Genomic DNA, 24,708 nt, shown 5'->3' with positions numbered 1-24,708 from the left:
CCGTACTGGTTTAAAGTTAATCCACTATAAAATATTGTCATGATTGAATTGTCAGTCAGCCTTTGTGCCGTTATGATTGAGTCTGTCCCACCCGAATCTTAAGGAATCTATATGACTACTTGGTTTATCGTTGCCGCCGCCGTCCTGATTGTCGAGCTGTTTGTCGGTACTGTATATCTCTTGGTTGTCAGCGCGGCTTTGTTCGGCGCGGGATTGGTGTATGGACTGACCGGTAATACTTCAATCGCCGTCGCTGCGGCAGCCGTTTTATCCGCCGTCGGTATCTGGGTGGTACACAGTAAATTCAAAAAAACTGCGCCCCGCCAAGAATTGAACGATGATTTGGACATCGGACAGACCGTTCAAATCCTCCGCCGCCTTCACGGCGATTGCTATGAAGTTTCGTATCGGGGAACGCACTGGCAGGCGCAGGCTGAAAATGCCGATGCCGTTCAGACGACCTCTACTGCCGTGATTACCGGTAAAAACGGTAATGTTTTACTCATTCGTTTCAATTGATTAATAAAATCAAAAGGAGCATCATGGGCGAATTGATTACCCTTCCTGAAAATATTCACCTATTAATATTAATCTTTGCTCTCACCGCATAAGGAAAAAACAATGGAATTTTTATACAGCTTTCCCGTCATCCTGTTGCTTGTCGTCGTAATTTTCGGCTTCAAAGCCTTTATCGTCGTGCCGCAACAGGAAGTTTACGTCGTCGAACGCCTCGGCAGATTTCACAACGCGCTGACCGCCGGTCTGAACATCCTGATTCCTTTCGTTGACCGCGTCGCCTACCGCCACTCGCTCAAAGAAGTACCCTTGGACGTTCCCAGCCAAGTTTGTATCACCCGAGACAATACCCAGCTTACCGTTGACGGCATCATCTACTTCCAAGTAACCGATCCGAAACTCGCTTCTTACGGCTCCAGCAACTACATCATGGCGATTACCCAGCTTGCCCAAACCACGCTGCGTTCGGTTATCGGCCGCATGGAATTGGACAAAACGTTTGAAGAACGCGACGAAATCAACAGCATCGTCGTTTCCGCGCTCGATGAAGCGGCAGGCGCATGGGGCGTGAAAGTATTGCGTTACGAAATCAAAGACTTGGTTCCGCCGCAAGAAATCCTGCGTTCTATGCAGGCGCAAATTACCGCCGAACGTGAAAAACGCGCCCGCATCGCCGAATCCGAAGGCCGCAAAATCGAGCAAATCAACCTTGCCAGCGGTCAGCGCGAAGCGGAAATCCAACAGTCTGAAGGTGAAGCGCAAGCCGCCATCAACGCGTCAAACGGTGAAAAAATCGCCCGCATCAACCGCGCACAAGGTGAAGCCGAAGCCCTGCGTCTGGTTGCCGAAGCCAACGCCGACGCCATCCGCAAAATCGCCGAGGCAGTCCGCTCAGAGGGCGGCTCCGAAGCCGTCAATCTGAAAGTTGCCGAGCAATATGTCGAAGCATTCAGCAATCTGGCAAAAGAAAGCACCACGCTGATCATGCCCGCCAACGTCGCCGACATCGGCAGCCTGGTTTCAGCCGGACTGAAGATTATCGACAGCAACAAAGCGGCAAAATAAACCTTACGTTTTGCCACAAGGTCGTCTGAAAACGAGTGCAACGCGTTTCGCTACCATAAACAGCGGATTTCGCCAAACCGTTTTTCAGACGACCTTTATTCACATGATGGCAGACAGGATGCCCATCTGACCAAGCTTCAAGACATTCTGATTGTTACCCAAGACCAATTCAATGACTCAGAAAACACACACCATCAAAACCTACCTCGTCGGCGGCGCCGTCCGCGATTATCTTTTAGGTTTGCCCGTCAAAGACCGCGACTGGGTGGTCGTCGGCGCTGACGCGCAAACTATGCTGGCGCAAGGCTTCCAGCCGGTCGGCAAAGATTTTCCCGTGTTCCTCCACCCCGAAACCCACGAAGAATACGCCCTCGCCCGTACCGAACGCAAAACCGCCAAGGGCTATGCCGGTTTCAGTTTCCACGCCGACAAAGACGTTACGCTGGAGCAGGATTTGATGCGCCGCGACCTGACCATCAACGCGATGGCGCAGGATTCAGACGACCTCATCATCGACCCCTTCGGTGGGCAACAGGATTTGGCAGCGGGCATTTTGCGCCACGTCTCGCCCGCCTTTGCCGAAGACCCCGTCCGCATCCTGCGTACCGCCCGCTTTGCCGCGCGCTACGGTTTTGAAATCGCCGAAGAAACCATGAAACTGATGCGGCAGATGGTGGAAAACGGCGAAGCAGACGCTTTGGTTGCCGAGCGCGTCTGGCAGGAGTTGGCGAAAGGTTTGATGGAAAAAAATCCCCGAAGGATGATTGAAGTATTGCGCGAATGCGGTGCGCTCAAAGTTTTGCTGCCCGAGGTCGATGCCCTCTTCGGCGTGCCGCAACGCGCCGACTATCATCCCGAAATCGACAGCGGCATCCATACGCTGATGGTACTGCAACGCGCCGCCGATATGGGGCTGAGCCTGCCCGAGCGCTACGCCGCCCTGCTGCACGATTTAGGCAAAGCCAAAACACCGCCCGACATCCTGCCCAAACATCACGGACACGACCTCAACGGCGTCGAACCCGTGCGCGAAGTCAATCAGCGGCTGCGTGCGCCGAGACACTGCGCCGAGCTTGCCGAACTTGTCTGCCGTTGGCACATCATGTTCCACCAAGTCGGGCAATTCAAAAACAAAACCATCTTAACCGTTTTGAAAAAAACCGACGCTTTCAGACGACCTGAACGCTTCGCTGCCGCCCTGAACGTCTGCATTGCCGACAAACAAGGTCGTCTGAACCACGAAAACGCCCCCTACCCGCAACGCGCGCATTGGCTCGCCCTGCTCGAAGCCGCCAACCAAGTGGATTCGGGCAAAATCGCCGCCGAATGCCGTGCGCAGGAAAAAGCGCACCTCATTGCCGAAGAAATCGACCGGGCTCGGTTGGCAAAAATTGCTCCTTTGCAAAAAGCGTATAAGACAGAAAAATAGGAAGCTCTTAATGACATCCTCACGTTATAAAATCGAACACGCGCCCGACGGCATTACTGTGTCTGCTCGTGTTGTACATGACTCTCAGGAAATCGGTTTTACCGCTCTATTTCTTATATTTTCCTTTGCTATTACATGCGTCGCGCCGTTTTACCTTGAAGAGCATTATTTCACTGATCCAATAATAATTCTTATCCATATACTTTTTACTTTCTACCTAGTTGGCTCACTGGTTTACAGCCTTCTCTGGCAACTTTTCGTACGTGAAAACATCAAGATCCGTAACCATACCCTGTCTCATGGATACACCTTGTTCTCCATTGGGCGTTGGCGTAGTTTTCCGCTATCAGAAATTTCCGAATGGCAGTTTCGTGACAATATTCCCAAAGCTCCTGTTGCAAGAGGAAGAAAAGCTAGGTACCCGGGCGAAAACTACTACCAAAACGGCATAAAACAATCGAGAAACAATATCCCCAATATCTTACATATCCAAAAATGCCAACAAGGCGCATGGTCTTTCGATTATCAGGAAAAAACCATACTTATCGGCGATTTTTTTGACAGCCGTGATGCTCAGATAATCAATACTGAATTGAACAGGTTTATCCCAGCATCCGCTAAAGCCCGTCAACTTTCAGACGACCTTTGAAACAGCCGCCACCATATCCGCTATAATCTGCCTCTCAGCCATTCCGTTACAAATATAAAAATCATGATCCTACAAACCGATTTATTGCCTAAAATCAACAACGAAGATTACCAACGCCTCATCCTCAAACACAGCGTAGAATTCAGCGAAGGCGAAATCCGCCTGCTGAACGAAATCCTCGAAAAATTCACCTTCGACGTCGTTCAGGCGCAGGCATTGGCGCAGGCGGTGATGCAGCAGGTGCGCTTCGATCCCAACGCCTACCACATCGACAGCGACGACGAAGACACCACAGGCATCTGCCCCCACTGCATCAACCCACCCATGCCGCCCCTGCGCGATTACCTCGTTTGGCGCGAAACACGCGGCTGAATCCCTTTCAAAAAGGTCGTCTGAAAACGGCAAACCGCTTTTCAGACGACCCTAAACCCACCGGAAAACCCATGCTGCAAACCGACAACCTGACCGCCGCCCAGCCCCAGCGCATCATCACCGCCCAAAGCATCTCCTCGCAGGAAGAGTTGCTCGAGCGCGCCCTGCGCCCTAAAACGCTGGACGACTATATCGGGCAAGACAAAGCCAAAGAACAGCTCGCCATCTTCATCCAAGCCGCCAAAAAACGCGGCGAAGCCCTAGACCACACCCTGCTCTTCGGCCCGCCCGGGCTGGGCAAAACCACGTTGGCACACATCATCGCCAAAGAGCTGGGCGTCAACCTGCGCCAAACCAGCGGCCCCGTCCTCGAACGCGCCGGCGACCTTGCCGCCCTTCTGACCAACCTCGAGCCGCACGACGTATTGTTTATCGACGAAATCCACCGCCTCAGCCCCGTCGTCGAAGAAATCCTCTACCCCGCGCTCGAAGACTACCAACTCGACATCATGATAGGCGAAGGCCCTGCCGCCCGTTCCGTCAAAATCGACCTGCCGCCCTTTACGCTCGTCGGCGCGACCACCCGCGCAGGTATGCTGACCAACCCACTGCGCGACCGCTTCGGTATCGTTGCCCGCTTGGAGTTTTACCAAAATCAAGACCTTGCCACCATCGTCAGCCGTTCCGCACAATTACTGCAACTCGACATGGGCGAAGAAGGCGCAATGGAAGTCGCCAAACGAAGCCGCGGCACACCCCGTATCGCCAACCGCCTGCTGCGCCGCGTACGCGATTTTGCCGATGTGAAAAACAACGGCGTCATCGATGCCGCCATCGCCGATGCCGCTTTAAGCATGCTGGATGTGGACGCGCAAGGTTTGGACGTCATGGACAGAAAATTCCTCGAAGCCATCCTGCACAAATTCAGCGGCGGTCCCGTCGGTCTTGATAACGTTGCCGCCGCCATCGGCGAATCCACGGACACCATCGAAGACGTTATCGAACCCTACCTCATCCAACAAGGCTTCCTGCAACGCACCCCGCGCGGCAGAATGGCTACCGAACGCGCCTACCTGCACTTCGGCTTGAAAATGGAAAAATAAGCGTATTGAAATGAAGAAAGGTCGTCTGAAACCGGATTTTTGGTTTTCAGACGACCTTTTGTTATCAGCGTAGTTGGTGCGGATAGGCTTTAAAGCAGAGCAAGGCAATCAAGCCCGAAATGGTATATAGTGGATTAACTCTAAATCAGGACAAGGCGACGAAGCCGCAGACAGTACAGATAGTACGGAACCGATTCACTTGGTACTTCAGCACCTTAGAGAATCGTTCTCTTTGAGCTAAGGCGAGGCAACGCGCCGTACTGGTTTAAAGTTAATCCACTATAAAAATTGGGAAACGATTTGCCAGGCAGTTCAGCACATTAGGCCACAGAAGCCAATTCTTTCCTCATGGCATCAATCACCGTTTTATAGTCCGGCTTGCCAAAGATGGCGGAACCTGCCACAAAAGTATCGGCACCCGCTGCCGCGACGGTGGCGATATTGTCGGTTTTGATACCGCCGTCCACTTCGATGGCGATATGCCGCCCGCTTTGCACTTCGTACCGATCCAACATCGCCCGCACTTGACGGATTTTTTCAAGGGTATGCGGGATGAAGCTTTGTCCGCCGAAACCGGGGTTGACCGACATCAGCAATACCATGTCCAGTCTGTCCAGTACATTTTCCAAAACGTAGGCGGGAGTTGCGGGATTCAACACCAATCCTGCCTGACAGCCCGCATCTTTAATCAGGCTGAGGCTGCGGTCGATATGGCGGCTGGCTTCGGGATGAAACGTGATAATCGACGCCCCTGCTTTGGCAAATGCCTGAATCAGATCGTCAACGGGTTCGACCATCAGATGCACATCAATCGGCACGGTGGCATAAGGCTTCAACGCTGCGCAGACCATAGGGCCGAAAGTCAGGTTCGGCACATAATGATTGTCCATCACGTCGAAATGAATCAAATCGGCTCCCGCTTCGATAACTTTCGTTACTTCTTCACCCAAACGGGCAAAATCGGCGGATAAGATACTGGGCGCAATACGGAAATTGTGGTTCATAGAAATCCAGTCGGATGGTGTGGTTTGATAAACGGATAATTTTTCATATTCTACCACCAACGCCTCATGCAACACTAACTATGCATTGTTAATATTTAACAAAAGTAAGCATATGCATAAATAATTATAGGTTAAGGATATGTTTTGTCAGAAATAAAATAAAGATATGAAGTTAACAAAAGTTAACTGGAGGGATACTGCCTTTCACACGCTAATCGGGTATATTTGCGCGGTTACGGAAACTAGGAAAACGCTGTGTCTGTCGGATTCAAATCTTATTTACCCCTCTGTGCATTATCGGTTGCGCTACTGACGGCTGTCAGTCAAGCACACGCCGGCCCCCAATATATCAAGCTGGACGATTTTCAAGCCAATTGCGACATCCGCTCCCTTAATCTGACGCAAGACCAACACAATGCTTTGCGCCGTATCCGTAATGATTACAAACAGGCATCGGACAAAGCATACCGCAAACTCGTCCGCACAGACCGTAACCGCCGCCAAGTCATTATGAAAATCCTTGCGGCAGATAATTTCGATCAAAACAACGCCCGCGATTATGTCGAAACCCGCTACTTGTCAAGCATGGATTTCGCCGTGGAAGAATTGGAAATCCAACACCGCTTCTACCACCTGCTCAATCCGCGCCAACGCCAGATTTGGCTCTCTTCCTGCCTTCGCTGACATATCGCCTTCCTGATTGGTCCGTACAAAAAGGTCGTCTGAAATCCTGTTTCAGACGACCTTTTAAACGATATGACAATTCAAAGCGATGCTATTGGAAGAAATTGAACCGGAAAAGCTTTCCCTACCCTTATCCTCCCGCAGATTTCAGTACGGCAGACCTATTTCCCAAAAACTCAATCCAAAACCCGTTGTTCCGGCAAACGTCCCGCCCAATCGCACGCAAACTGCCAAGCCGAACGTCCAGAACGGTTGCCGCGCATTTGCGCCCATTGCAATGCTGCCTTGCGTGCCGTTTCATCAAAATCTACGCCGAAGTCTCCCAGCCAATTTTCAACCGCTTGGAAGTAGTCGTTTTGATCAAACGGATAAAAACTCAACCACAAACCGAAACGGTCAGACAGGGAAATTTTTTCCTCAACGGCTTCTTTTTGATGGATTTCGCCGCGTATGCCTGTTGTCCCGATATTTTCATCCATATATTCAGGCATAAGGTGGCGCCGGTTAGAGGTCGCGTACACCAACACGTTGCTGCATCTTTGCGACAAACCGCCGTCCAATGCGGTTTTTAGGGCTTTGTAGGTTTCATCACCGGTTTCAAACGACAGGTCATCGCAGAATACGATAAATTTTTCGGGACGGTCTTTCAGCAAAAAAAGCAGCGCGGGCAGGCTGACCAAATCGCTCTTATCAACTTCAATCAGGCGCAGCCCTTGTTCGGCATATTCGTGCAACAGGGCTTTGACCAGCGAGGATTTACCCGTTCCGCGTGAACCGCTCATCAAAACATTATTCGCGGAGCGGCCTGCCAAAAACTGCTCGGTATTGCGTTTGAGTTTTTCGGTTTGCGTCCCGACGGCAGCCAGACGGTCAAGCGGGAATGTATGCGGGTTTGGCAGGCTCTCCAAAATCCCTTTTTTACCGACGCTGTGCCAACGGTAAGCCAAAGCGTTCCAGTCGGTTTTACCGGGTTTTTCAGGCAGTACCAAATCAAGACGGTCCAAAACGGAATAGGCTTTTTGCAAAAAGGCGGCAAGTTTCATATGTGCTCCTATCGTCCTGATGTAGCAGGATTTTGCTGCGCCATCACGCGCATTACGGTATCGACAACAGCTTGGGTTTGCGGATCGATTTCGATATTGATGATGTCACCCTCTTTCCGGCTGCCAAACAAAGTGCGCGTCAAAGTTTCCGGAATCAGGTGGACATTGAATTCCGTTTCGGTAACGTCGCCTATGGTCAGGCTGCAACCGTCCAAGCCGACAAAGCCTTTGCTCAAAATATAAGGTTTGAGCTCGGGTGGCAGTGCGAACCATACCGTGCGGTTAAACTCGCTGCGCTCTATCCGCGTAATCTGCGTAGTCGTCATGATATGCCCGCTCATGACGTGTCCGCCGATTTCATCGCCGAAACGGGCGGCACGTTCGAGATTGACGGCATCTCCCGTTTTCAGACGACCCAAATTGGTCTTTTCCAAGGTTTCTTTCATCAAATCAAAGCTGACCGCATCGCCGTCAATTTGGGTAATGGTCAGGCAGCAGCCGTTGTTGGCGACGGATGCGCCGATTTGCAGATGCTCGGTCATCCCATCGGGCAGTTTGACGACATGGGTACGGAAATCGGCGGACGGTTCGCGGATAGCGATAATTTCGCCGACACCTTGGACGATACCTGTAAACATGGGAGATTCTCCAATCGGTTTATTTGATGCGTTTGAAAACCAAATCCCAAACGCCGTGCCCCAAACGTTTGCCGCGGGCTTCAAATTTCGTTTCGGGACGGTAGTCGGGCGTAGGCGCGTAATCGGCGGCGGTATTTTGCAAATTGTCAAAACCGCTCAACACTTCCAGCATCTGCTGCGCGTATTCTTCCCAGTCGGTCGCCAGATGGATATAACCACCGACTTTCAGCTTGGGCAGCAGTTTCTGCAAAAACGGCGTCTGCACCAAGCGGCGTTTGTTATGGCGTTTTTTGTGCCAAGGGTCGGGAAAGAAAATGTGGATGCCGTCGAGCACGTCGTCTGAAAGCATATTTTCGACCACTTCGACCGCATCATGCCGCATCACGCGGATATTGCCGATGTGTTCTTCTTCAATCAATTTCAAAATGTTGCCGACGCCGGGACCATGTACATCAATCGCCAAAAAGTCGGTATCAGGCAGGCGCTTGGCAATTTCAACAGTCGCCACGCCCATGCCGAAACCGATTTCCAACACCTTGGGACGGTCGCTGCCGAAACGCTGATTCAAGTCCAACACGGAATCTTGGTAATCGATGCCGAATTGCGGCCACATCGTATCAATGGCACGCTGCTGCGCCGCAGTCATATGCCCTTGACGCAACACAAAGCTGCGGATGGAGCGTCTGTGCGCTTCAGGAATGGTGGAATCCGGGGTTATTTCGTTCATAAATTATTTCTTGTATCTGATAAAACTAGGGAAAGGTCGTCTGAAAATCTGTAATATGGTTTCAGACGACCTCTGAATGTATGGGGTCAACCGTTAAATGATTTGTTTTATAGTTGATGAATAAACATGAGACAAGTTGCCGACAGTATAAATCCTACCGAACTCATTTGCTTGCTGTTTTAAAGCATGACTAAATGGCTCACTTGGAGCTTAGGCACGCATTCTTGTTCATCCACTATTCTGTTTGACGAAAAGGTCGTCTGAAAAATTCAGACGACCTTTGACTGATAAATGCAATATCAGCAGTTTAATTCAACTGACTGAATACACTTATTTTTTCTTTTGAGCCGGCAGGTCGGTACAAGTACCCAATGCCACTTCGGCAGCCATACCGATGGATTCGCCCAAGGTCGGGTGCGGATGGATGGTTTTGCCGATGTCTTCAGCGTCGCAGCCCATTTCGATGGCCAAGCAGATTTCGCCAATCATATCGCCGCCGTTCGGACCGACGATACCGCCGCCGATGATACGGCCGGTTTCGGCATCAAAAATCAGCTTGGTGAAGCCGTTATCGCAACCGTTGGCAATCGCGCGACCGGAAGCAGCCCACGGGAAGTTGGCTTTGGTAATTTTGCGGCCGGATGCTTTGGCAGACAATTCGGTTTCGCCAACCCATGCCACTTCGGGAGCGGTGTAAGCCACGCCCGGAATCACGCGTGCATCGAAGTAAGCTTTGTGTCCGGCACAGTTTTCAGCGGCAACGTGGCCTTCGTGAACGGCTTTGTGCGCCAGCATAGGCTGACCGACGATGTCGCCGATGGCGTAGATGTGCGGCACATTGGTACGCATTTGTTTGTCGACTTCGATGAAGCCGCGGTCGGTTACAGCAACGCCTGCTTTTTCGGCGCTGATGAGTTTGCCGTTAGGCGCACGGCCGGCAGCAACCAATACGGCATCGTAGCGTTGCGGCTCTTTCGGCGCGTTTGCACCTTCGAAGGTAACGTAAACGCCGTCTTCTTTGGGCTCGACTGCGACGGTTTTGGTGTTGATCATGATGTTGTCAAAACGGTATTCGTTTTGTTTTTGCCATACCTTCACCAAATCGCGGTCGGCCCCTTGCATCAGGCCGTCCATCATCTCAACGACGTCAAGGCGCGAACCCAGCGTGCTGTAAACCGTACCCATTTCGAGGCCGATGATACCGCCGCCGATAATCAGCAGTTTGCCCGGTACTTCTTTCAGAGCCAATGCGCCGCTGGAATCAATGATACGCGGATCTTCAGGGATAAACGGCAGCTTGGTTACGCGGCTGCCCGCTGCGATGATACAGTTTTTGAACGCAACGATTTTTTTCTCGCCAGTAGGCGTAGCCTGCTCGTACACGTCGCCGGTAGTCAGCGACACTTCCAAGTGATGCGGATCCAAGAATTGACCGTCGCCTTGGATAACGTCCACTTTACGGCCTTTAGCCATGCCTGCCAAACCGGTAGTCAGGCGGGAAACCACGCCGTCTTTATAGCCGCGCAGCATGTCGATGTCGAGTTCAGGCTCGGGGTATTTGATGCCGTTGGCAGCCAAGTGGCGCACTTCGTCGATAACGGCAGCGTTGTGCAACAAGGCTTTGGAAGGGATACAACCAACGTTCAAGCAAACGCCGCCCAAGGTTTTGTAACGCTCGACAATGGCAACTTTCAGACCTTCATCAGCTGCGGCAAATGCAGCGGAGTAACCGCCAGGGCCGCCACCCAATACGACCACGTCGTACTCTGCATCGGCAGAACCACCGAATTGCGCCGCTTGCGGTGCAGGAGCGGCAGCTTTAGGGGCTTCTTGCGCAGGAGCAGCAGGTGCTTCGGCTTTAGGAGCGGCAGCCGCGCCTTCGGCTTCAACGACTACAATCAAGCCGCCTTCGGAGATTTTGTCGCCGACTTTAACTTTGACTTCTTTGACCACGCCCGCAACTTCGGCAGGCACGTCCATCGTCGCTTTGTCGGTTTCCAGGGTAATCAGGGTATCGTCAACGGCGATGGTGTCGCCTACTTTCACTTCAACCGCGATAATATCTACATTTTCGTGTCCGCCAATGTCGGGCACTTTCAATTCAACTAAGCTCATGTCTAATCTTTCTGAATGATATTCGGACTTCTATTTTCAGACGACCTGTCGGGTTGTATGCCGAAGGTCGTCTGAAATACGCTCGGATTACAGGGTAATGCGGCGGAAGTCTTTCAACAGGTTCGCCAAGAATACGGTGAAGCGCATACCGGCAGCACCGTCGATGACGCGGTGGTCGAAGGACAGGCTCAACGGACACATCAGGCGTGGAGCGAACTCTTTGCCGTTCCAAACCGGTTTGATTTGGGATTTGCACACGCCCAAAATAGCGACTTCAGGTGCATTCACAATCGGAGTGAAGCCTGTACCGCCGATACCGCCCAAGCTGGAAATGGTAAAGCAGGCGCCTTGCATTTCTTGCGGTTTGAGCTTGCCTTCGCGGGCTTTTTTAGACAATTCGGTCAGCTCTTGGCTGATTTCTTTCAGACCTTTTTGGTCCACGTCTTTGATGACGGGAACAACCAAACCGTTCGGCGTATCAGCTGCGAAACCGATGTTGAAGTAGTTTTTCAGAACCAGATTGTCGCCGTCCAAAGAAGCGTTGAACTCTGGGAAGGCTTTCAGCGCGGAAACGGAGGCTTTGATGATGAACGCCAACGGGGACAGTTTCACGCCTTCACGTTCCCATTCTTTGTTCAGCTGTTTGCGGAATTCTTCCAATTCGGTCATGTCCGCTTCTTCGTGAACGGTAACGTGCGGGATAACTACCCAGTTGCGGGACAGGTTTTGACCGGAAATTTTCTTAATGCGGGACAATTCTTTAACTTCGACATTGCCGAATTTGGAGAAGTCCACTTTAGGCCACGGCAGCAAGTCCAGACCGCCGCCCAAAGATGCGCCGGCAGCAGCAGGTTTCGCCGCACCGCCTTGCATCACAGATTTCACAAAGGCTTTAATGTCGTCGCCCATGATACGGCCTTTCAAGCCGGTACCTTTGACTTGACCCAAATCCACGCCCAATTCGCGCGCCAGTTTGCGTGCGGAAGGACCGGCGTGTGCTTTGGCAAAAGCGGCTTCGTCGATTTTGGCTGCGGCAGGTGCAGGAGCGGCAACAGGAGCCGGGGCGGCGGCAGGCGCGGCAGCCGGAGCAGGTGCAGCTGCCGGGGCTGCGGCTTGAGCGGGAGCGGGAGCGGGAGCGGCGGCAGAACCGGCGGTTTCCACTTCGATAATGGCAGTACCTTCGGATACTTTGTCGCCGACTTTCAGGAATACGGCTTTAACGACACCGGCGGCAGTACAAGGTACGTCCATAGTCGCTTTGTCGGTTTCCAAAGTAATCAGCGTGTCGTCTTCGGCAACGGTGTCGCCCACTTTGACTTCAACGGCGATTACATCTACATCAGTATGACCGCCAATGTCGGGAACGGCTACTTGAACGGTTGCGCCGCCTGCGGGAGTGGCAGCGGGCGCAGCGACAGGCGCAGGTTGTGCTTCAGCGGCAGGAGTCGGAGCAGCTTCAGCAGCGGCAGCACCGGTTTCAACGGTCAGAATCACGCCGCCTTCGGAGATTTTGTCACCGACTTTGACTTTTACTTCTTTCACAACGCCTGCTGCATCGGCAGGTACGTCCATAGTGGCTTTGTCGGTTTCCAGTGTAATCAGGGTGTCGTCAACGGCGATAGTGTCGCCCGCTTTGACTTCTACGGCGATGATATCGACGTTTTCATGACCGCCGATATCGGGTACTTTGATTTCTACGATACTCATTTGAGTTCCTTTGATGATTTCGGTTTGAGGTCGCCTGAAAAACAGTTTCAGACAACATCACTTATGTTTTCCGGCACGGATAACCATTTCCAAGACAGCTTTTCTGCACTTCGAACCTTTTGCACGACTTGCGCCCACTGCCCGGTAATTCAAGGTTTATCCGTTATACAAACCGTCAACGTATTCTTGATTCAGACGACCCCGTAAGCAAATTGACTTTGAGGTCGTCTGAAAACAGGATTAGCGTTTCCAGCTTGGCGCCACGTCGGCATTGATGCCGTATTTTTCGATGGCTTGTTGAACGGTTTCTTTGCTGACTTTGCCTTGTTCTGCCAATGCGCTCAATGCTGCCACGGCAACGTTGTAGCGGTCCACTTCGAAGAAGCGGCGCAGGTTGGCACGGCTGTCGGAACGGCCGAAACCATCGGTACCCAAGACATGGTAGTCGTTCGGGATGTACGCGCGGATACGGTCGGCATAGCTGCGGATATAGTCGGTAGCGGCGATAACCGGACCATCATGACCTTGCAGTTGTGAGGTAACGAAAGGCACTTTTTCAGCTTCCAACGGATGCAGGCGGTTGAAACGTTCTACTTCGATGGCATCGCGGTGCAGCAGGTTGAAGGATGGGCAAGACCAAATGTCTGCTTCTACGCCGAAGTCGGCTTTCAGCAATTCGGCACCGGCAATCACTTCTTGCAGGATGGTACCGGAACCCATCAATTGAACTTTCTTGTCGCCTTTACCGCCAGCTTTCAGCAAGTACATACCTTTCAGGATGTCTTGTTCCACGCCTTCTGGCATGTCCGGATGAGTGTAGTTCTCGTTCATCAGGGTGATGTAGTAGAACACGTCTTCATGGTTGACGTACATACGGCGCAGGCCATCATGTACGATAACGGCCACTTCATATTGGAAGGTCGGATCGTATGTTACGCAGTTCGGGATCAAATCAGCTTGAATGTGGCTGTGGCCATCTTCGTGTTGCAGGCCTTCGCCGTTCAAGGTCGTACGGCCGGCAGTACCGCCCAACAGGAAGCCGCGCGCGTGCATATCGCCGGCAGCCCATGCCAAGTCGCCGACACGTTGGAAACCGAACATAGAGTAGTAAATGTAGAACGGAATCATCGCGAAGTCGCTGTTGGCATAGCTGGTCGCTGCAGCAATCCAGTCAGCCATCGCGCCAGGCTCGTTAATACCTTCTTGCAGGATTTGACCGTCAACAGACTCTTTATAGAACATCAGTTGGTCTTTGTCTTGCGGGGTGTATTGTTGGCCTTTCGGGTTCCAAATACCGTATTGGCGGAACATGCCTTCCATACCGAAGGTACGGCTTTCGTCAGGAACGATAGGTACGACGCGTTTGCCGATTTTTTTGTCCTTCAGCAAAGTAGACAGGATGCGGACGAAAGCCATAGTGGTTGAGAATTCACGGTCGCCGCTGGATTTCAGTTGAGTCTCAAATGCTAACAACTCAGGTACTTCCAGAACTTCTTGGGTAGGCTTGCGTTGAGGCAGGTAGCCGCCCAAAGCTTCGCGGCGTGCGTGCAGGTATTTGTACTCTTCACTGTCGGGAGCGAAAGTCAGGTAAGGCAGATCGCCACTGTCGATTTGCTCGTCGGTAACAGGAATGTCAAAGCGGTCGCGGAATTGTTTCAGAGACGCTTTGTCCATTTTTTTGGCTTGGTGGGCAACGTTTTGACCTTCGCCAGATGCACCCATACCATAACCTTTAATGGTTTTTGCCAAAATTACGGTAGGTTTGCCATCTGCATGATTAGCTGCGCGGTCATAAGCGTTGTACACTTTTTGAGGGTCGTGACCGCCACGGTTCAATGCCCAAATTTCGTCATCGGTCATATCGGCAACCAATGCTTTCAATTCAGGGGTATTGAAGAAATGTTCGCGGACGTACGCACCGTCTTTGGATTTGTAAGTTTGGTAGTCGCCGTCCAAACATTCTTCCATGCGTTTGCGCAGGATACCGTCTTTGTCTTTTGCCAAGAGGCGGTCCCAACGGCGGCCCCAAATGACTTTGACAACATTCCAGCCGGCGCCGGCAAAGTTACCTTCCAACTCTTGGATGATTTTGCCGTTACCGCGGACAGGACCGTCCAAACGTTGCAGGTTACAGTTGATGACGAAAATCAGGTTGTCCAAACCTTCGCGTGCTGCCAATGCGATGGCGCCTTGTGATTCAGGTTCGTCCATTTCGCCGTCGCCGCAGAAACACCATACTTTACGTCCTTTGGTTTTTGCCAGACCGCGGGATTCCAAGTATTTCAGGAAACGGGCTTGGTAAATCGCCATGATCGGACCCAAACCCATAGATACGGTCGGGAATTGCCAGAAATCAGGCAGCAAGTGCGGATGCGGGTAAGAAGGCAGACCATGTCCGTCCACTTCCTGACGGAAATTGTTCAGTTGGTCTTCAGTCAGACGGCCTTCAACGAAAGCGCGGGCATAGATACCTGGAGAAACGTGGCCTTGGAAGAATACCAAATCACCTTCTTCGCCTTCGCCTTTAGCTTTCCAGAAGTGGTTGAAACCCACTTCGTACATGGTTGCGGCAGATTGGAAAGATGCGATATGACCACCCAGCTCCAAATCTTTTTTACCGGCGCGCAATACGATGGCGGCAGCGTTCCAGCGCACGAATGCACGGATGCGGTGTTCGATGTTTTGATCGCCCGGAATGCCTTTTTCGTCTTCAACCGAAACGGTATTCAAATACGGGGTGGTTGTGCCGTGAGGCATACGGACGCCTTTGTCGCGGCTGTATTTAACCAGATGTTCCAACAAGTATTGTGCGCGTTCGCTGCCTTCGTATTCTAGAACTGAGCTTAACGCGTCCAACCACTCTTGGGTTTCAATCGGGTCAACATCGTGTAATTGGGTGGACATAGTATCTATCCTTATGTTGAGTGTTATTCAATGACAGAGGGTTATACCCCTAATGTTTTCGTTTGCGAAAATTGATATACAAAAACGAAAATTCCTAAAATTAAATCAAACGCAAAACCACAATTACCCTAATATTATCAATTAATTAAAAATAAAATTGAAAATAAAGGGCGCAATGAGTCATTTATTTGAATTTATTCCGCCGCAAATCGTATCAGTAATTGGAATAACTGGCAAATTACAATTTATAACATCGGTTTTATTCTGAACAATGGGCATATGGATTTGATTAAATTCTGCTCGTTTTTAAACAAAAAAGAAAATTTTTAGATTGATTATTTTCCAAAACCAACAAGGGGTCGTATTTTCCATTATCAGCCGAATAGAAATACTTCATCAAATTTGTTAACAGTTAAATAAAATCAATCAAATTCAGACGAGCCATTCCGTTAATGCAGCCTCCAAGCGTTTCAGCCCCTCTGCCACATCTTCATCGTTGAGCAGCAGGCTGGGGGCGAAACGCACGACATCGGCTCCGGCAACCAATACCATCAGGCCGTGTTTCAGTGCAGCGGCGGTAATTTCTGAAGCACGACCTTTGTATTGGTCTGCCAGCACGCAGCCGATGAGCAGACCCATGCCGCGGACTTCTTTAAATACGCCGGTTTTCTCGCCCAACTCCCGCAAGGTCGTCTGAAATTTTTTTCCTTGTTTTTCCACATGCGCCAAAGTTTCGGGCGAATTGATGATGTCAAACGCACGGCTGCCGACGGCGCACGCCATCGGATTGCCGCCGAAAGTCGAGCCGTGCGTCCCCGGCCCGAAGGTCGGGGCGATTTTATCGGTGGTCAGAATCGCACCGATGGGGAAGCCGCCGCCCAATGCTTTGGCGGAGCTGATGATGTCGGGCGTAATACCGTAATGCTCGTAGGCAAACAGTTTGCCCGTATGCCCCATACCGGTTTGCACTTCGTCCAAAATCAGCAATGCGCCGTGTTCGTCGCACAAACGGCGCGCAGCTTGCAGATATTCCTGCGTGGCAGGCAGGATGCCGCTTTCGCCTTGAATCGGCTCGATGATTACGGCGCAAGTGTTTTCGTTGATGGCAGCTTCCAATGCGGCAACATCGTTAAACGGAACATGGGTAATGCCTTGCGGCAGCGGCGCATAGTCTTTGCTGTATTTGGGCTGGCCACCGACTGAGACGGTAAACAACGTACGACCGTGGAAGCTGTTCAGGCAGGAGATGATTTCGGTTTTGTGTTCGCCGAAATGATCTCGACCGTATTTGCGCGCCAGTTTCAGCGCGGCTTCATTGGCTTCCGCGCCGGAATTGCAGAAGAATACTTTGTCGGCAAAGGTATGCTCTACCAGCTTTTGCGCCAATTCCTGTGCGGGTTTGGTGGTGTAGATATTGGAAATGTGCCACAATTTTTGCGACTGCTCCGCCAGCGCGGCAATCAAATCGGGATGGCAGTGTCCCAACGCGTTGACCGCAATACCGCCCGACAAGTCGATGTATTCACGGCCTTCGGTATCCCAGACGCGGTTGCCGAGGGCGCGTTCGGGAATCATGGGGGCGAATGAAAAATTGGGGGTCAGGTAGTTTTGCATCCGATTTCCTTTGCGGTTTTAAGTCTGGTGTATATTCAATGAATGGCGTTGCTTCGTATGGTCTCGTCCGACAGGGTATGAGACATTTCCTATCTGGATTGTCTTTGAACCAAATACAACAACGCCGTTGCAGATATAGTGGATTAACTAAATCAGGACAAGGCGACGAAGCCGCAGACAGTACAGATAGTACGGAACCGATTCACTTGGTACTTCAGCACCTTAGAGAATCGTTCTCTTTGAGCTAAGGCGAGGCAACGCCGTACTGGTTTAAAGTTAAGCCACTATATTGAGTCAATTCGGCGATTATGCGCCGATTGAGACAATGTGTCATCCGTAGTCGGATCCAAATATTTAGATCATGCAACCACCATCAACAAAGGTCGTCTGAAAACACAGATTTAATCTGCCAAACGTTTTCAGACGACCTTTTTGCGTAACATTTACGCCAAGCTTTAGCTTTAATAGCTCAGTCAAAGCAAGGACTGAGCATCTCTATCCCTTTGTTTCAGATTGATTTCTGCCAAACACATTTCCGCCGACGTCAAACCCGACTGTACCGCCGCTTCCAGCGTAGCCGGATAGCGCGGATGCAGGTAGTCGCCTGCCGGATAGATACGCCGCTGGTGCAACCAAGCAAAATCGGGAGTGGCGGAATCAGGCGTGCAGGCTGTGGTTGCGCGTTTTTCAGTGATGACGCGGACGGCCTCGGGGTCGTCCAAATAAGGGCAGATACGTTTTACATCGGCATGGACTTTCTCTGCCCATTCTTGGCTTTTGAACGCGCCGACATGGTCGGAAACGCTGATGACGGCGGCGACTTCGTTTGCCGGCAAACCAAGTGCGCCGCGATACACCAGCCATTGCGCCGTACCGTCGGCAAGTCCGGTCAGCGGCGCGGGCAGATGGACGGGAACGGCATAGCGCAGATAGACGGTAGTAATTGAGTGGTATTGGAGATTTTGATAGGTCGTCTGAATATAGTCGGGAGTATCTTCAGGGAAAAGATGGACGGCATGATACGGCGCAACCGCAACAATAACGGCATCAAAAACCTCGTCATTCACAACGACGCGTCCGTCAGGAAGGTTTTTCAGACGACCTACGCGGGTTTCAAGACGAATATCCGCACCGCATTGCTTGAGTTTTGCCACCGCAGGTTCGGCGATGATTGCGCCTAAATCGCGCTTGGGCAAAAGGTAGTCGCTGCCGGATTTATCCGCCCATACGCCGTCGGACAAAACATTGCACAACACCCGCAAACTTGCATGTTCCAAAGGCGTATTGAGCGCGCCCCACACCAGCGGCTGCCAAAACTCTGCAACCAGCCTGCGCGGAACATTGCGCTGCCGCAGCCATTGGGCAACGGCCAAATCAGCGCGCTTGCCGCGTGCGTAACGCTGCAACGCAGCCATATCGGATAACAGCTTGATTTTCAGAGAAAACGAAACTTTTTTAGCACGCAATATGCCGGTCAAAATATGCAGCGGCGAAGGAAAGTTGGTACTTTGAAACTGCAAACCCTCATACATATGCCATTGCAGCGGCAAACGGCAAAAAGCGGCTTCAGGGACGGCACCGATGTGCTCCATCAGCGTCAACACACCATGATAAGCGCCGAGCAAGATATGCTGCCCATTGTCCAAAAAACTGAATCCGTCAGAGTTTCCAGCCAAAGTACGCGCCCGTCCGCCCGCCTGCCGACCGGCTTCAAACACAGTAACATCAGCACGGCGCGCCAACGACACTGCGGCGGACAAACCTGCCCAGCCTGCGCCAACGACAGCAATTTTCGGGCGAAGATGCGGAGTATTCATGGCTTAAATCCGAATAACCAAGTTTTCAGGGCGATACGCTTTTTGCGCGGCGAAGGAATGGCAATTTTATAAGTCAGGACGTTTTGCGCGCCGTCGCGGTCGATTTCGTTCAACAGCGCGTAATAAATCGCCGCCATCACCAACCCGACTTTTTGGGATTTTTTATCTGCAGCGGGCAAGAGCGACATCGCCTCACGATACATCTCGCGGGAGCGTGAAACTTGAAAACGCATCAGTTCGGCAAAATTATCCGTCGGCTTACATTGCATAATCACGCTTGCAGGCACGTCAAACCGCTGCATTTCCTCCATCGGCAGGTAAATCCGACCGTTTCTCGCATCTTCGCCGACATCACGGATAATGTTTGTCAGTTGCAGCGCAAGGCCCATCTTATCGGCGTATTCCAGCGTTCGGTCGTCTGAAAAACCCAAAATCCGCGCAATCAGGCAGCCGACGACGCCCGCGACGCGGTGGCAATACAGTTTCAACTCTTCAAAACTGCCGTAACGTGCCTGAACCAAATCCATCTGCATTCCGTCGATTAAGGCTTCCAATTCATATTTCGGCAGCTTGAACGTTTCCTTTATCTGCCGCAAAGCCTGATTGACCGGATGCTCCGGCATCATGCCGCCGAATACCTTGTCCAAATCGCCGCGCCACCAGTTCAGCGTTGCCTGCGCCACATTCGGATCGGAACAGTCATCAACCACATCGTCCAATTCGCGGCAAAAAGCATACAAAACCGTTATCGCATCCCGCTTTTCCTGCGGCAGGAAACGGAAGCCCGATAAAAAACTGGAGCGGCTTTCTTCTGCCTTCTGACGGCAATAATCAAGTCCTTGCACGGCGTGTCCTAAAAATATGGTTATGAAGGACGATTTTATCGGGATTTGGGGAATTGTGGCAATTTCAGACGACCTTTCATCCCTATATTGTTCAAATCGTCCATATTTGATTTACTTCATTTTTAAGACAAGTTAATATAGACAATCGACTCTCCTAATACCAATTATATTTTATAGTCATGAACATTACGTCTAAAACACTTATCCTAACCATCCTGCTTTCCATCTCAGAAATGCAGGCTTATGCGGCAAAACCACATTACACTCCGCGTCACAATATCTCTCAAAACAGTGAAAACCAAGCCTTCCGATTGATTCAAGAAATGGCGAAACAGGGAGACACCCGCTCTCAGCTTGACTTAGGCACTATGTACGCAAAAGGCATCGGCACGACGCAGGATTACGAGCAGGCTAAATACTGGTTTGAAAAAGCAGCGCACAACGACAACGCCGAAGCGCAATTCAATCTTGGAATCATTTATTACGAAGGTCAAGGAACAGCACAAGACTATCGCCAAGCCAAATTTTGGTGGGAAAAGGCGGCCGAACAGGGTAATGCAGAAGCAGCGTTTAATTTAGGCATCATTCACTATGCCGGTATAGGCGTTCCACAAGACTATATACAGGCAAAAACTTGGTTTCACAAAGCAGCAGACCAAGGGGAAGACAGTGCGCAATTTTACTTGGGTTTGATGTATTACTCAGGTGAAGGCGTAGGCCAAGATTATAAACTTGCCAAGTCATGGTTTGAAAAAGCCGCCAAGAAAGGTAACGCCAAAGCGCAATATAATTTAGGCATCATGTATGCAGAGGGACAAGGCGTTACCCAAAATTATCCCAAGGCAAAATATTGGTACAAAAAAGCGGCAGAACAAGGCAATCCCAACGCCCAAAACAACTTAGGCGTTTTATACGAAAACGGACAAGGGGTAACCCAAAACTTTACCCAGGCAAAATCTTGGTTTGAAAAAGCCGCCGCCCAAGGCAATACGCTCGCGCAACATGCTTTGGAATACATTGTGCAGCAAAATCAAAACTGAACCCTGGATTTTTCCAATACACCATTATCAATGGGTTAACTCTGTTCAATGCCCAGCGGGCAACTTTACAAAGAAAGCTAAAAACAATAAGGCATACGGTTATAACTGTATGCCTTATTTGCTGTTTCAATCCAATTTCAATTGCAATATTTATTGATATCGCTTTGATAATGTTTAATCAAATCATCACGATTTGCAGTGCGCGCACTTTCCGCAAACTGACGGTTTACGCGGGCAATCCGACAGTTGTCTTCTTTATTTTTGCGGTTTTCTTCTTCAACCTTCTTATTCTGCTCCTCAACCTGCTTATTCTGCGCCAAAATCTTCTCGTTCAGCTTAGCCTGCTGCTCTGACAGCGTCCCTTCTTGGGCATTTCCCGGTTTGGCAACTGCAGGCGTCACGTTACGGGTTCGAATATTCACAATATTCGAACGTTCCGGCTGCAAACGATTAGGCGTATCGGAGTAGCTGGTGCTGCCACTGCCGCTTTTCCATGTATAAACATTATTTCCGGCCATTGCTCCGGCAGCATACAAAACGCCAAGCAAAAATAAGGATAAAGATGATTTTTTCATTTTGTTTTCATCGTAAACGTGTTTTCAGACGACCCTATTTTACTTGATTTTTAAAAATATGTCATATTAATTCAAAAATATGCATCGTAATGGTGTCGTAAAAAAATAATCTCAAATTGCAAACAATCCGCTGTCAACAAATCTTAGCGGGTGTTATAATGCCGTGCATCTTGCACAAACTGAAAGACTGAGCATCATGCGTATCGTAGAAAAAGCCTATACTTTCGACGATGTTTTGTTGGTTCCTGCACATTCAACCGTGCTGCCACGAGACGTTAAACTTCAAACCAAGCTCACCCGCGAAATCACGCTCAACCTCCCCTTACTTTCCGCCGCAATGGACACCGTTACCGAAGCACGCCTCGCCATTTCCATGGCGCAAGAAGGCGGTATCGGCATTATCCATAAAAACATGACGCCCGAAATGCAGGCGCGTGCCGTTTCCAAAGTGAAACGCCATGAGAGCGGCGTGGTGAAAGACCCGGTAACGGTTGCCCCGACGACGCTCATCCGCGAAGTATTGGAAATGCGCGCGCAACGCAAACGCAAAATGTCCGGCCTGCCCGTCGTTGAAAACGGTAAAGTAGTAGGTATCGTTACCAACCGCGACCTGCGTTTTGAAAACCGCCTCGACCTGCCCGTTTCCGCCATCATGACCCCGCGCGAACGCTTGGTTACCGTCCCCGAAGGCACAAGCATCGACGAAGCGCGCGAACTGATGCACGAACATAAAGTCGAGCGCGTTTTGGTCTTGAACGAAAAAGACGAGCTTAAAGGCTTGATTACCGTAAAAGATATTTTGAAAACCACCGAGTTTCCAAATGCCAACAAAGACTCCGAAGGCCGTTTGCGCGTAGGCGCGGCTGTCGGCACCGGCGGCGACACCGAAGAGCGCGTAAAAGCCTTGGTCGGAGCGGGAGTCGACGTCATCGTTGTCGATACTGCGCACGGTCATAGTCAAGGCGTTATCGAGCGCGTGAAATGGGTGAAAGAAACCTATCCGCACATCCAAGTCATCGGCGGCAATATCGCAACCGCCAAAGCCGCTTTGGATTTGGTCGCAGCAGGTGCAGATGCTGTCAAAGTCGGTATCGGACCGGGTTCGATTTGTACCACCCGTATCGTTGCGGGCGTAGGCGTGCCGCAACTGACTGCCATTCACAACGTTGCCGAAGCCCTCAAAGGCACCGGTGTTCCACTGATTGCCGACGGCGGCATCCGCTTCTCCGGCGACATCGCCAAAGCCTTGGCAGCGGGAGCATACAGCGTCATGCTCGGCGGGATGTTCGCGGGTACGGAGGAAGCACCGGGCGAAATCGAACTCTACCAAGGCCGCTCGTACAAATCCTACCGCGGTATGGGTTCTCTGGGAGCAATGAGCCAAGGCTCCGCCGACCGCTACTTCCAAGATAAAACCGACAGCACCGATAAATACGTCCCCGAAGGCATCGAAGGCCGCGTTCCCTACAAAGGTCCGATTGTGAACATCATCCACCAACTGACCGGCGGTTTGCGCTCCAGCATGGGCTATTTGGGCTGCGCCAATATCGCAGAAATGCATGAAAAAGCGGAATTTGTAGAAATTACCTCCGCCGGCATGAGCGAATCCCACGTTCACGATGTCCAGATTACCAAAGAAGCGCCGAACTATCACCGCTAAGGTAAAATGAACAAAGGTCGTCTGAAACTTTCAGACGACCTTACTTACAAAAAAATTACAAATCGTTATTCCACTTCAACTGGCTTGCCTTGCTTATCAATATAAAAGAATTCATCCTCACTATAATCTTCGTCTTTAAATATATTCTTCATATTAACAAGTGCCACACCATTTTGAAAATCATTAAAAGTACCAAATTTGAATGGTATGACCACTTTGCCGGTTTTATCTAAATAGCCGAATTTGCCGTTTAATTCTGCACCAATCAAACCCTCACTCAATGAACCTAAATATTCATATTTAAAGGGGATAACTACCTTTCCCTTTTTATCGATATAACCGTATTTATCATTTTGTGAAACCCTTGCCATACCATCTTCAAAATTAGAAGCGCTTTTATATCGCGCAGGAATTACCCACTGATTTCTTTTATCGATATAACCCCATTTATCAAGAATCTGAACAGCGGCTACACCTTCATTAAAATAAAAAGCCTCTTCATATTTTGGTGGAATAACCATCTCGCCTTTTGTATTGATATAGCCATATTTATTTGTATCAGCAGTGACAACTGCAGCCAGTCCTTCACTGAATGAATCGGCTTTAACATATTGAAACAGAATGACAACTTTGCCATTTTTGTCAATAAAGCCCCATCTGCCTTTTTGTTTGACAGGAGCAATACCTTGTTCAAAATCACCAGGCAAGTCTTGAAATTTTAAAGGAATAACTTCTTTACCACTGGCATTGATATAACCGCATAAAATCTGATCTGATTTTCCTACTATTTTACAAACTGCTGCCAATCCTTCAGAAAAATCGCGGGCAACGTAATATTTGAGCGGAACAATAACTTTCCCTTGTCGATTGACAAAACCATACAAAAAAGGAATCTTCTCGTTACCCGGCTTAGTAACCATAGACAAGCCTTCTTCATTCAGACAATAAACCGTGTCATAACCTTCTCTGCCGGATAATTTTGGTTTTTCGCAGGTATCAGCCAGTGCAATAGGCATATACATTGATGCGATAAATGCACCTAAGAATATTTTCTTCATACATTAACCTTGTTGAAAATGATGCGCGAATTTTATAAAAATTCATAAGGCATGTCCATATTCAAAACCAGCAAGATTACTGAAAATATTTTCAGACGACCTCTTATTCAAAATATAGTGGATTAAATTTAAATCAGGACAAG

Annotated in this window: 21 protein-coding genes; 9 read left to right on the top strand and 12 right to left on the bottom strand. The window is 50.3% G+C overall.

Annotation, left to right across the window (positions count from 1 at the left end; translation table 11 throughout):
* The first annotated feature begins 111 nt into the window (after nt 1–111).
* The 6 genes from HMPREF3050_RS07810 to ruvB all read left to right on the top strand — a co-directional run bounded on the left by HMPREF3050_RS07810 (nt 112) and on the right by ruvB (nt 5,134).
* Nucleotides 112–519, top strand: coding sequence for an NfeD family protein (locus tag HMPREF3050_RS07810; RefSeq protein ID WP_070774360.1), 408 nt, complete (start codon nt 112–114; stop codon nt 517–519).
* A 102-nt stretch (nt 520–621) separates the two neighbouring features.
* Nucleotides 622–1,581 (top strand): SPFH domain-containing protein, encoded by a 960-nt coding sequence (locus HMPREF3050_RS07805; protein WP_070774359.1) that lies wholly within the window; start codon nt 622–624, stop codon nt 1,579–1,581.
* Nucleotides 1,582–1,774: 193 nt separating this feature from the next.
* Nucleotides 1,775–3,010 (top strand): multifunctional CCA addition/repair protein, encoded by a 1,236-nt coding sequence (locus HMPREF3050_RS07800; protein WP_070774381.1) that lies wholly within the window; start codon nt 1,775–1,777, stop codon nt 3,008–3,010.
* 10 nt (nt 3,011–3,020) lie between these two features.
* On the top strand, nt 3,021–3,659 hold the full coding sequence (locus HMPREF3050_RS07795; protein WP_070774358.1) for a hypothetical protein: 639 nt from the start codon (nt 3,021–3,023) through the stop codon (nt 3,657–3,659).
* A 63-nt stretch (nt 3,660–3,722) separates the two neighbouring features.
* A complete protein-coding gene (locus HMPREF3050_RS07790; protein WP_003767925.1) occupies nt 3,723–4,031 on the top strand; it encodes a hypothetical protein in 309 nt (102 codons plus the stop codon).
* 71 nt (nt 4,032–4,102) lie between these two features.
* On the top strand, nt 4,103–5,134 hold the full coding sequence (gene ruvB, locus HMPREF3050_RS07785) for a Holliday junction branch migration DNA helicase RuvB (RefSeq protein WP_039404965.1): 1,032 nt from the start codon (nt 4,103–4,105) through the stop codon (nt 5,132–5,134).
* A 320-nt stretch (nt 5,135–5,454) separates the two neighbouring features.
* On the opposite strand, the gene rpe is transcribed toward ruvB, so the two are convergent.
* Nucleotides 5,455–6,138, bottom strand: a complete 684-nt coding sequence (rpe, locus tag HMPREF3050_RS07780) for a ribulose-phosphate 3-epimerase (RefSeq protein WP_070774357.1) — start codon at nt 6,136–6,138, stop codon at nt 5,455–5,457.
* 255 nt (nt 6,139–6,393) lie between these two features.
* Here rpe and HMPREF3050_RS07775 point away from each other — a divergent pair, with 255 nt between their 5' ends.
* A complete protein-coding gene (locus HMPREF3050_RS07775) occupies nt 6,394–6,822 on the top strand; it encodes a Spy/CpxP family protein refolding chaperone (RefSeq protein ID WP_003756797.1) in 429 nt (142 codons plus the stop codon).
* A 176-nt stretch (nt 6,823–6,998) separates the two neighbouring features.
* On the opposite strand, the gene HMPREF3050_RS07770 is transcribed toward HMPREF3050_RS07775, so the two are convergent.
* The 9 genes from HMPREF3050_RS07770 to hpnD all read right to left on the bottom strand — a co-directional run bounded on the left by HMPREF3050_RS07770 (nt 6,999) and on the right by hpnD (nt 20,232).
* Nucleotides 6,999–7,865, bottom strand: a complete 867-nt coding sequence (locus HMPREF3050_RS07770; protein WP_070774356.1) for an ATP-binding protein — start codon at nt 7,863–7,865, stop codon at nt 6,999–7,001.
* Between the two features lie 8 nt (nt 7,866–7,873).
* Nucleotides 7,874–8,503 (bottom strand): riboflavin synthase, encoded by a 630-nt coding sequence (locus HMPREF3050_RS07765; RefSeq protein ID WP_070774355.1) that lies wholly within the window; start codon nt 8,501–8,503, stop codon nt 7,874–7,876.
* A gap of 19 nt (nt 8,504–8,522) precedes the next feature.
* Nucleotides 8,523–9,230, bottom strand: a complete 708-nt coding sequence (trmB, locus tag HMPREF3050_RS07760) for a tRNA (guanosine(46)-N7)-methyltransferase TrmB (protein WP_070774354.1) — start codon at nt 9,228–9,230, stop codon at nt 8,523–8,525.
* A 330-nt stretch (nt 9,231–9,560) separates the two neighbouring features.
* Nucleotides 9,561–11,345, bottom strand: coding sequence for a dihydrolipoyl dehydrogenase (gene lpdA, locus HMPREF3050_RS07755; RefSeq protein ID WP_070774353.1), 1,785 nt, complete (start codon nt 11,343–11,345; stop codon nt 9,561–9,563).
* Nucleotides 11,346–11,432: 87 nt separating this feature from the next.
* Nucleotides 11,433–13,052: a dihydrolipoyllysine-residue acetyltransferase gene (aceF, locus tag HMPREF3050_RS07750; RefSeq protein ID WP_070774352.1), complete on the bottom strand. Its 1,620-nt coding sequence runs from the start codon at nt 13,050–13,052 to the stop codon at nt 11,433–11,435.
* A 240-nt stretch (nt 13,053–13,292) separates the two neighbouring features.
* Nucleotides 13,293–15,956, bottom strand: a complete 2,664-nt coding sequence (gene aceE, locus HMPREF3050_RS07745) for a pyruvate dehydrogenase (acetyl-transferring), homodimeric type (protein ID WP_070774351.1) — start codon at nt 15,954–15,956, stop codon at nt 13,293–13,295.
* Nucleotides 15,957–16,388: 432 nt separating this feature from the next.
* Complete coding sequence (locus HMPREF3050_RS07740) at nt 16,389–17,570, bottom strand: aspartate aminotransferase family protein (RefSeq protein WP_070774350.1); 1,182 nt, start codon at nt 17,568–17,570, stop codon at nt 16,389–16,391.
* A gap of 473 nt (nt 17,571–18,043) precedes the next feature.
* Entirely contained in the window at nt 18,044–19,387 is a 1,344-nt protein-coding gene (hpnE, locus tag HMPREF3050_RS07735) for a hydroxysqualene dehydroxylase HpnE (RefSeq protein ID WP_070774349.1), read from the bottom strand.
* Nucleotides 19,384–20,232, bottom strand: a complete 849-nt coding sequence (hpnD, locus tag HMPREF3050_RS07730; RefSeq protein WP_070774348.1) for a presqualene diphosphate synthase HpnD — start codon at nt 20,230–20,232, stop codon at nt 19,384–19,386. The genes hpnE and hpnD overlap by 4 nt, the downstream gene beginning before the upstream one ends.
* Nucleotides 20,233–20,411: 179 nt before the next feature.
* Here hpnD and HMPREF3050_RS07725 point away from each other — a divergent pair, with 179 nt between their 5' ends.
* A complete protein-coding gene (locus HMPREF3050_RS07725; protein WP_070774347.1) occupies nt 20,412–21,272 on the top strand; it encodes a tetratricopeptide repeat protein in 861 nt (286 codons plus the stop codon).
* A 137-nt stretch (nt 21,273–21,409) separates the two neighbouring features.
* On the opposite strand, the gene HMPREF3050_RS07720 is transcribed toward HMPREF3050_RS07725, so the two are convergent.
* Nucleotides 21,410–21,847: a DUF4124 domain-containing protein gene (locus HMPREF3050_RS07720; protein WP_070774346.1), complete on the bottom strand. Its 438-nt coding sequence runs from the start codon at nt 21,845–21,847 to the stop codon at nt 21,410–21,412.
* A gap of 196 nt (nt 21,848–22,043) precedes the next feature.
* Here HMPREF3050_RS07720 and guaB point away from each other — a divergent pair, with 196 nt between their 5' ends.
* On the top strand, nt 22,044–23,507 hold the full coding sequence (gene guaB, locus HMPREF3050_RS07715; RefSeq protein ID WP_003756759.1) for an IMP dehydrogenase: 1,464 nt from the start codon (nt 22,044–22,046) through the stop codon (nt 23,505–23,507).
* Between the two features lie 65 nt (nt 23,508–23,572).
* Here the strand turns inward: guaB and HMPREF3050_RS07710 are convergent, their stop codons facing one another.
* Nucleotides 23,573–24,565 (bottom strand): WG repeat-containing protein, encoded by a 993-nt coding sequence (locus HMPREF3050_RS07710; RefSeq protein ID WP_070774345.1) that lies wholly within the window; start codon nt 24,563–24,565, stop codon nt 23,573–23,575.
* Nucleotides 24,566–24,708: the final 143 nt, after the last annotated feature.

This window comes from Neisseria sp. HMSC065D04, from assembly GCF_001815675.1.
Lineage (GTDB): Bacteria > Pseudomonadota > Gammaproteobacteria > Burkholderiales > Neisseriaceae > Neisseria.
Note: the sequence above shows the minus strand (reverse complement) of the source record. Positions and strands in the feature narration are given on the sequence as shown.

Bases quoted from the DNA above. Each gene is read 5' to 3' on its own strand.
- HMPREF3050_RS07810 (WP_070774360.1), top strand. From the start codon at position 112: ATGACTACTTGGTTTATCGTTGCCGCCGCCGTCCTGATTGTCGAGCTG.
- HMPREF3050_RS07805 (WP_070774359.1), top strand. From the start codon at position 622: ATGGAATTTTTATACAGCTTTCCCGTCATCCTGTTGCTTGTCGTCGTA.
- HMPREF3050_RS07795 (WP_070774358.1), top strand. From the start codon at position 3,021: ATGACATCCTCACGTTATAAAATCGAACACGCGCCCGACGGCATTACT.
- HMPREF3050_RS07790 (WP_003767925.1), top strand. From the start codon at position 3,723: ATGATCCTACAAACCGATTTATTGCCTAAAATCAACAACGAAGATTAC.
- ruvB (WP_039404965.1), top strand. From the start codon at position 4,103: ATGCTGCAAACCGACAACCTGACCGCCGCCCAGCCCCAGCGCATCATC.
- rpe (WP_070774357.1), bottom strand. From the start codon at position 6,138: ATGAACCACAATTTCCGTATTGCGCCCAGTATCTTATCCGCCGATTTT.
- HMPREF3050_RS07770 (WP_070774356.1), bottom strand. From the start codon at position 7,865: ATGAAACTTGCCGCCTTTTTGCAAAAAGCCTATTCCGTTTTGGACCGT.
- HMPREF3050_RS07765 (WP_070774355.1), bottom strand. From the start codon at position 8,503: ATGTTTACAGGTATCGTCCAAGGTGTCGGCGAAATTATCGCTATCCGC.
- trmB (WP_070774354.1), bottom strand. From the start codon at position 9,230: ATGAACGAAATAACCCCGGATTCCACCATTCCTGAAGCGCACAGACGC.
- lpdA (WP_070774353.1), bottom strand. From the start codon at position 11,345: ATGAGCTTAGTTGAATTGAAAGTGCCCGACATTGGCGGACACGAAAAT.
- aceF (WP_070774352.1), bottom strand. From the start codon at position 13,052: ATGAGTATCGTAGAAATCAAAGTACCCGATATCGGCGGTCATGAAAAC.
- aceE (WP_070774351.1), bottom strand. From the start codon at position 15,956: ATGTCCACCCAATTACACGATGTTGACCCGATTGAAACCCAAGAGTGG.
- HMPREF3050_RS07740 (WP_070774350.1), bottom strand. From the start codon at position 17,570: ATGCAAAACTACCTGACCCCCAATTTTTCATTCGCCCCCATGATTCCC.
- hpnE (WP_070774349.1), bottom strand. From the start codon at position 19,387: ATGAATACTCCGCATCTTCGCCCGAAAATTGCTGTCGTTGGCGCAGGC.
- HMPREF3050_RS07725 (WP_070774347.1), top strand. From the start codon at position 20,412: ATGAACATTACGTCTAAAACACTTATCCTAACCATCCTGCTTTCCATC.
- HMPREF3050_RS07720 (WP_070774346.1), bottom strand. From the start codon at position 21,847: ATGAAAAAATCATCTTTATCCTTATTTTTGCTTGGCGTTTTGTATGCT.
- guaB (WP_003756759.1), top strand. From the start codon at position 22,044: ATGCGTATCGTAGAAAAAGCCTATACTTTCGACGATGTTTTGTTGGTT.
- HMPREF3050_RS07710 (WP_070774345.1), bottom strand. From the start codon at position 24,565: ATGAAGAAAATATTCTTAGGTGCATTTATCGCATCAATGTATATGCCT.